Consider the following 6,051-nt stretch of genomic DNA (forward strand, 5'->3'; position numbering starts at 1 on the left):
CCCGAAAACACCACACCCACAAGCTCGTTGACATCACGCACACCATGCCAACGACTTCTGTCACCCTTGGTCACCACCGATTACGGGACAGAGCCGTTAGTTTTACAGTCCCTCATCCGCGCTCCCCCGGGTACCCGTGGGGCAGATCGCGAGGATGGATCAGGGGGTGTCGTTGGGGAGAACCGTGACGCTTTGACGGTCGAGGTCGAGTTCGACGGTGCCCCCGCCTTGGACGCGAAGCTGCTTCCAGGCGGTGTATCCGGTCAGGATGGCGCGTTCCCAGTCGGCGGCACGACAGGCGCCGACTTCCAGGTGGGCGGTCATGTGGCTGATCGTGGTGAGCAGTTCCTGGTCGATGTGGTGCACGTCATCGAAGTATCGGTGGCGCGCGGCGTAGGAGAAGACGAGGGCGGAGATGCCTTCCTCGATGGCGATGGCACGGCCGCCGTCTTCGGTTTCGTCGGTGTCGGGCCGACTCTTGCGTTTGCGGCCGAGCAGGAAACGCGTGACGGGCGACCAGCCCAGGACGGCGGCGTGGGCCAGGTGGAAGGCGTCGTGGAAGCGATAGTCGTCGTCGACGCGCGAGGCGTTCGTGAGGGGGTGACCGGCGGGTGTGCCGTCGGCGCGGGTCAGGACGATGTGGGTGCGGCCTCCCTCTGTGGTGGTGGGGGTGAAAGTGAGGGTGGCCTTGCGCGGGATCTGCTCGTTTTCGGGGAAGTCCTCGTCGAAGCGGGTGCGTTCGTCGGTCGGGGTGGGGCGCCAGCGGTCCTTGGTCTTCTCCAGGTTGGCGGCTGCGATGTCTTCCAGCGTCAGGTTGAAGTTGTGGGCGAGGGCTGCGACGTACCACAGGACGTCGCCCAGTTCTTCTCGCAGTTGCTGCTTGGCCTGCTCGTAGGCGGGGCCGTCACGCAGTTGCTTCTTGTAGACGGTGGCCAAGGACCCGGCTTCGCCCGCCAGGCCGAGGAGTGGCACGAGGACGGGGTCGGTTCCGGGCGCAGGGGGTCGAAGTGTTTTGACCGCTGCCTGTTGGTAGCTCTGGAAGTCCACGCCACTCCTCGCGTCGGTTCTTGGGACACTCTGTCGGATCATCCAACATCTGTCGTATACTACGACAGCACCGTCCGGAATTCCGACGATTGGGGAAGGTCCTGAGCCCGGTTCCGCCGAGCATCGACGGCATCGTCACCGTGATCATCGTTTTCCTCGCCGAACTCGAAGGCCGTCCCGTGGAGGAGGTGCGGTCCGAACTGGAGTCGGGCGGAAAGGAGTTGCCCGTCGACTCCATTCTCGTCGTCGAGATCCTCACGCGCGTCGAGGAGCACTACGGCATCGCCGTCCCCGCCGACGCGGAGGCCGCCCGAGCCACCCGTTCCGTCACCGCTTTCGCCCAGGCGGTCCTGAACGTGATCATCGAAAGGCAGTCCCCATGACCCCGCCCTCCGTCCCCCGTTCCCGCGACCCCGAATTGGAACGGCTCGGTGAACGCCTCAAGCGCACCCGCGACTACCTGGGAATGTCACAGCAGTACGTCTCCGACAACACCGGCCTGCCACGCACCGCCATCAGCGACATCGAGCGCGGCGCACGGCGCGTCGACAGTCTGGAGCTGAAGAAGCTCGCCCGCCTGTACCGTCGGCCCGTCTCCTACTTCCTCGCCGAGGACCCGAACCCCGACGTCGGCGAACACGTGCTGGCAGGCCTTCCGCGCGCGCTGGCCCAGCTGACGGACGGCGACCGGAAAGCCGTACTGGACTTCGCCGAGTACCTTCGCTTCCGCCGTGCGGCCGAAGCGGACGAAGCGGCCGCGTCCTCCGAAGCGGAGGAGCCACCTCGGTGAACTGGGACGTCGCCCACCGGATCGCGGGGATCGCAGCGGCCCAGGCACACCGCGACCTGGACGTGGACCGCAGCACCTACGTCCGAGTCCACGGCGCGTTGGGCGCGGCGGGTCTGATCGGGATGGCGAAGTCGATGCCGAGACTGTTCGGCGTCTACCACTCGCCGGACGACGGCGGACCCGCCGTGCTGCTGAACGCCCGATTGGACGTGATCACGCAACGACACACCGCCGCCCACGAACTGGGGCACCACCGGCTGGCACACCGCAGCGCCTACGACAACGAACTCGACGCCTCGCTCCGCTGGGGCAACGGCAGTTGGCCGGACGAGGAAAAGGTCGCCGAAGCATTCGCGGCATGGTTCCTGATGCCGCGACCCGCCGTACTCGCAGCCCTCGAGCAAATCGCCGGCGGACGCCCCACCGCCCCGGAACACGCCTATCTCCTGGCCCGTGCCCTGGGTACCTCCTACACCGGCACCGTGCGGCACCTGGCACGCCTGTCCCAAGTCGACCGCGGTCGGGCCGAGCAGTGGCTCAAGATCACCCCGGCCACACTGAAACGCTCGTTGACCCGGGGCGCGGCCGTGTCCCCCGACGCACACGTCCACGCAGTCACCACGAGGATGCACGGCCGACGCCTGCACGTCGATGCGGCGGACCTGCTGGTGCTGCACCCACCGGGCGCCCTCATCGACCGTCTCCCCGAGGCTCTGTCTCTCTGGCCCGAGCCCGGCGACCGGATCGGCACGTCCTCCTTGGAACACCCGACCATCCTGGAGGTGACCCACGGCATGGACACCGAGTGCCGATTGGCAATGTCGGTGCCCGGAACCGACGAGCCGCTGGAGGTGACCCTCGTACGGGAGTCGCCCCGTAGCGGCATCGACGAGATCTGGCCCTGACCCCTCGTATTCCACGAACACGTCAAGGAGCTTCGATGCACACCTTCACCGTGGAAGGCCCCGACGTCACCCGGGCCTGGATCGCCGCCTGCAACGCCCTCGACCGCAAAGGGAACGGGGCACGCACGGGCTACCACACCGTCGTCCGCATCGCCGACGCCACCGCCGACGATCCCGCCTTCCGCAAGGACCTGGAGCGCGTCCGCGCGCACGCGGCTCCCGCCGGTACCTACAAACCCGTCGAGACGGTCGCGAACACGATCTTCCCGCAGTCGCTCGGTGCCCGATGCGCCTCCCACGAGCAACTCGCCGACCGCTACCGCGCCCTCTACCCCGCCGCGCGACGCTTCCCGGGCAACCACCGCGACACCTACTTCGGACGCCTGATCGCCTATCCCGGAACCGACGGGCACATCGACCAGATCGCCAAGATCATCGACCGTCTGACCCGACAGACAGCCACCCGCGCGCCGATGACCGCCGCCTACGAAGTGGACGTCGCCCATCCCTCGGACATCGACACCGGCGAGGCGTCCGCCACGGCCGACGCCCTGGTGCACACCACCGAACGGGACAACCTCATACGAGGTTTCCCCTGCCTGAGCATGTGCTCCTTCCAACTCGACCGCCACGGCACCCTGCACACCGCCGCCTATTACCGCAGCCATTTCATGCTGGAACGCGCCTACGGCAACTACCTCGGACTGGGGCGCCTGAGCGCGCACATCGCCCGACACGCAGGCCTCAAACAGGGCACCCTGACCGTCTTCGCCGGCTACGCGCAGCTCGACGGCCCGATCACGAGCATCCGTCCGCTGCTCACCGCCACCCCACCCATGCTCGCCGCCTGATCCGCAACGATGTTCCGGTGGGGCACGAACAGCCGGCTCAGTGGACCGGGTTCAGGCCCCACTTCGGCGGGAACCAAGCCGTGATCGGCGCAGCATCCTTGCGGTATGCCTGCTTGATACGACTGCGCCCGCTGATTCCCGCGATCTCCGGGTGAGCCACCCGCGCGTACTTGTCGACCTCGCAGAACAGGTTCTGGCAGTCGATGAGTTGCAGCCGCCGACCCTTCAGGCCGCCGAACGACAAACCGAGCCGGGAGAAATGCTCCTCCTGGCTGTCCGCCATGTATCGGATCACGTCGGCCTCGATCCCGTCCGCCGATCGTCCGAAACACTTGCGGATCCCGTCCTTCGCCCCCGGCCCGGGCACCACGAAATCCATCTCCGAGAACGGCATCTGCGCCGCGTAGTTCAGGTCGATCAGATACTGGTAGGCCAGAAACGGGCCGATGGCCGGAAACGCGAGAAGAACCTCGTACGCGTCGCGCATCGTCGGCGCGGCGAGCACCCGCCCCGGGGCGCCCGCGACCATCATCATCTCCAACAACCGCAGATGGTTCCGGTGCTTGCGCTCCTCCCCCAGTTGCGGAGGCGGCACGATGTAGGCGGCCGAGTACAGCCGCTCCCCACGCGCGAACGCCGACGACAGCACCGCGTCGTAGGACCGGTAGTCGTAGGAGTCCCACCGGATCGCACCCAAGGCGTCCTCCAACAACGCCCACGTCGAAGCCTTGTTGAAGACCTTGAACAGCAGAGTGCGGAAGAAGACCTCCTCCCACTCCTGTGAACCGCGATAGATCACGTCCGCGATCAGAACCTGACTCACCCGATCCGCCGCACGAAAGCAATTCGTGAAGCGGTACCGGGACAGGATCGGATCGTCGGTCCACGGCTGTCCGCGCCCCTCGAGCCGCGCCGTGTAAACCGCCTGGCGCGCCGCGGCGAACCGCCAGTACGAGTCGAAAACCGCCGTCGGACGGACTTCCCGCCCGCCCACGCGCAACACGCTCGCCCCGGACACCGAGGAAACCCGAGCCCGGCGGTCTTGCAGGAGAGGCACCATGCCCGGAATATATATTCGCTATAGGTTGATTGTCACGAGGGGGAGCAATGGAATTGCTGTGCCGTCAGCCGCGCCGAAACGCCCTGATCACCTGGCCCGAAGAGGTCGACCGCCGACTCGACGTCCTCGTACGCGCGGCCACCGCCGGCGGCACACCCGCCTCACGCTCCCAACTGCTCGCCGCCCTCGTCGCCGCAGCCGACACCGACCCAAGCGTCCTCGCCGAACTCCTGCGCGACTACAGACGACTCCCCGCCGACGCGCTCACCACCGGCAACGACCGCGACGACCTCCCGACCATCCGCAACCCCGGCCCCCCACGCACCAAGGACCAACGAACCCCCGCACCCTGAGGTCACCGCTAACCGGGCCCGACACCTCCACCGCCCCGACACGAGTCCCGAACCCGCCCCACCGCAACCCCCCGACCTTGCACCGACCACGAAAAGCAACACCCCAGGGAAACCCGACCCCACCAAACGTGCCCTCCCCGAAACGCACCTCCAGATAAACGCGCTGCGCTCCCACGGGACCGACGTGGTGGACATCCTCGCGGTACCCCAGGTCGACGGCGCGGCGCAGGAGGCGGCCCGCCCGTTCGACGTCGAGGACGACGAGTCCGGTGTCGGCGGTGGGTTCGAGGGGCGTCGTTCGCTGGTGTGGTTCTCCTCCCGGCGCGACCCGGTCCAGCTGGCGCGGTTCGTGCGCACTCGTGTCCTGGACCCGCAACGGCGCAACTGGCTGCGGGGCCTCGCCGCCGCGGAACGCTATCGGGAGCGGTTCGGGAACCTCGAGATCCCGCTGCACACGGTCGACATCGACGCGCACGGCGTCACCTTCCCCGTGGGGGGCTGGGTGTCGGAGATGCGGCGCGCGTACGCGGGCGGCGGGCTGGATCGGACGCAGATCGCCGAGCTCGAGGCGTTGGGGATGGTGTGGGACGCCTACGACCGGGGGTGGCGGGACGCCCTGGCCCACGCCCGTGAATACGCCCGGCTGCATGTGGGGCTGGCCGCGCCGGTCGACGCGATCATCGAGGGCTTCCCCATCGGACGGCAGCTGCAGAAATGGCGCCAGGGCAACGGCATGAAACGCCACCCGGAACGCGCCGAACAACTCGCCGCCATCGACCCGGAGTGGAACCCGCAGGAGTGGTCGATCGATTGGCAGCGCCACCTCAACCACCTCCGCCACTGGCAGCAGACCCACAACCCGCCCGTGGTCCTCGAGGGCGGCGACGGCGCAGCGGCGGGTGGAGGTGGGCCGGGTGTCGGGGTGGGCGCCGATGGGTCGTACGGCGCAGTGAGGTGCCCCGCGTTTTCCGGACGCCTTGTTCGCTGTCCGTTTATGCGACGAGTCCGAGCTCGTGGTGGTTTTGCAGGGCTTCGAGTGGTGTGC

8 protein-coding genes are annotated in these 6,051 nt (G+C 67.7%); 6 read left to right on the forward strand and 2 right to left on the reverse strand.

The genetic code is table 11. From position 1 onward, the window contains the following. Positions 1-159: 159 nt before the first annotated feature. The gene (locus ABZ374_RS47705; protein ID WP_360324876.1) at positions 160-972 is read right to left on the reverse strand and encodes a nucleoside triphosphate pyrophosphohydrolase family protein; all 813 of its coding nucleotides are present in this window, start codon (positions 970-972) and stop codon (positions 160-162) included. A 164-nt stretch (positions 973-1,136) separates the two neighbouring features. Here ABZ374_RS47705 and ABZ374_RS47710 point away from each other — a divergent pair, with 164 nt between their 5' ends. Genes ABZ374_RS47710 through ABZ374_RS47725 form a run of 4 tightly spaced genes read left to right on the forward strand, consistent with a single transcriptional unit; the run spans position 1,137 to position 3,593 of the window. Further along, positions 1,137-1,430, forward strand: a complete 294-nt coding sequence (locus ABZ374_RS47710) for an acyl carrier protein (RefSeq protein WP_360324878.1) — start codon at positions 1,137-1,139, stop codon at positions 1,428-1,430. After that, entirely contained in the window at positions 1,427-1,837 is a 411-nt protein-coding gene (locus ABZ374_RS47715) for a helix-turn-helix transcriptional regulator (protein ID WP_360324881.1), read from the forward strand. The genes ABZ374_RS47710 and ABZ374_RS47715 overlap by 4 nt, the downstream gene beginning before the upstream one ends. Continuing rightward, the gene (locus ABZ374_RS47720; protein ID WP_360324883.1) at positions 1,834-2,742 is read left to right on the forward strand and encodes an ImmA/IrrE family metallo-endopeptidase; all 909 of its coding nucleotides are present in this window, start codon (positions 1,834-1,836) and stop codon (positions 2,740-2,742) included. The genes ABZ374_RS47715 and ABZ374_RS47720 overlap by 4 nt, the downstream gene beginning before the upstream one ends. Before the next feature lie 35 nt (positions 2,743-2,777). Next, positions 2,778-3,593 carry a thymidylate synthase gene (locus ABZ374_RS47725; protein ID WP_360324886.1) on the forward strand — a complete coding sequence of 272 codons (816 nt, stop codon included), beginning with the start codon at positions 2,778-2,780 and terminating at the stop codon, positions 3,591-3,593. Positions 3,594-3,630: 37 nt separating this feature from the next. Here ABZ374_RS47725 and ABZ374_RS47730 read toward each other — a convergent pair whose 3' ends face one another. Next, complete coding sequence (locus tag ABZ374_RS47730) at positions 3,631-4,611, reverse strand: nucleotide kinase domain-containing protein (RefSeq protein ID WP_360324893.1); 981 nt, start codon at positions 4,609-4,611, stop codon at positions 3,631-3,633. 89 nt (positions 4,612-4,700) lie between these two features. On the opposite strand from ABZ374_RS47730, the gene ABZ374_RS47735 reads away from it, so the two are divergent. Beyond that, positions 4,701-5,006, forward strand: coding sequence for a hypothetical protein (locus ABZ374_RS47735; protein WP_360324889.1), 306 nt, complete (start codon positions 4,701-4,703; stop codon positions 5,004-5,006). Between the two features lie 184 nt (positions 5,007-5,190). Continuing rightward, the coding region (locus ABZ374_RS47740; RefSeq protein WP_360324891.1) for a helicase associated domain-containing protein at positions 5,191-6,051 on the forward strand (861 nt) is incomplete at its 3' end.

It is taken from the genome of Embleya sp. NPDC005971 (assembly GCF_040629175.1).
Taxonomy (GTDB): domain Bacteria; phylum Actinomycetota; class Actinomycetes; order Streptomycetales; family Streptomycetaceae; genus Embleya.